2 protein-coding genes are annotated in these 1,331 nt (G+C 34.0%); both read right to left on the reverse strand.

The window, feature by feature from the left end; translation table 11 throughout:
* A partial coding sequence (locus tag AC1DS7_RS28675; protein WP_476999398.1) for a CarD family transcriptional regulator occupies nucleotides 1–423 on the reverse strand: 423 nt, incomplete at its 3' end.
* 217 nt (nucleotides 424–640) lie between these two features.
* Nucleotides 641–1,331 (reverse strand): acyl-ACP desaturase (locus AC1DS7_RS28680; protein ID WP_476999399.1); only part of this gene is annotated, 691 nt, incomplete at its 5' end.

Genomic DNA, 1,331 nt, shown 5'->3' on the forward strand with positions numbered 1-1,331 from the left:
AATTAATCCTAGTTCACTAATCAAAAATTCATGTGCGTTATCCAACATTTTTTTTTCGCTTGTATTAAGTGCCTTTTCTTTCTTCATACGCATTAAATCACGTACAACTTCAGCACCTTCTTGTATTTCACCCGTTTTTATTTTGTCCGTGTTCACTTTATACCTTTGTTTCCACGGCAATAATTTATCTGATTCTCCATGCTGAAAAATGTGTATAATGTGTTTTAATGCAAGTATATCAGTAACTGGGCGTATACTCGAACTTAATATTTTACCCATAGGAATCATGACTTGCATATTACTGATTGACATTTTTATAACAAAATACTGTTGTTTTTTCCCTGAGAATTCTTTTTCTTCTATGGCTTCAATTATACCTGCTCCGTGCATTGGATAAACAATGTTATCGCCAATTTGAAACATATAATCCACCTCCATATATGGTAACCTTCTTAACCTTAACATATATGTGATTTTTTATCAAATATTTTATAATATCACAAATTTATTTTTGGAGTCAACTACTTTTTTGTTAAAAATTAAATTAAGTAAAAAACACCCCCAAAACAATAGGGAGTGTGTCAGATTCTCAATAAAGGGACGGTCAATTTGCCCATATACATCCTAAAATATCGATTAATTAACATAGATCAGTTTTCCCTTGAAAACGACCAAATCGATCCCGTATTTTTTTCAATCTTATGTGGTACTCCAAAATCTCAATTCTTGCTTTTTCAGCTAGAGGTGCAATGGGTCGTAAGTCTTTTAACCCCCAATAATCAACTACTACATCAAGTACTTGATCAAAATATTGCAGCGGCCCATAGTTAGCTTCTTTTGCAATCACAGCCATTCGATTTTCAAAATCAGGCATGACAGCACCTGGCATTTTAAAATTCATAATCACATTGGCAATATGATAGCAATAATTAGGTTCCAATTCCAAATGTGTTCGAATGACGTCTCGATAAAATGCATAATGAAGAGTTTCATCTTTTGCAAGACGGCGTAATAATGTAGCAAGATCTGGATCATGCTTACTTGCAACCTTAGCTACATTATTGTAAAACACCATCGTTGCAAGTTCTTGTAGCGTCGTATATGTCATTGCTTCGATTGGTGTGTGAAAATCGGGCTCAAATCCACCCTCAACGACTGACTTTCTTAATTCATGTAATCGTTTAGGGTTCACACTTCGAGTGAGTAGTAAATATGTCTCCAATAAATTCGAATGTTGATCCTCTTCTGAGGTCCAAGTATGAATAAAGTCTGTAATAACAGAAAGGGATCCTTTAAAAGTCGCAGATAAATACGTTGTAAACCATGGTAAA

The organism is Bacillus sp. P4_E1 (genome assembly GCF_056401715.1).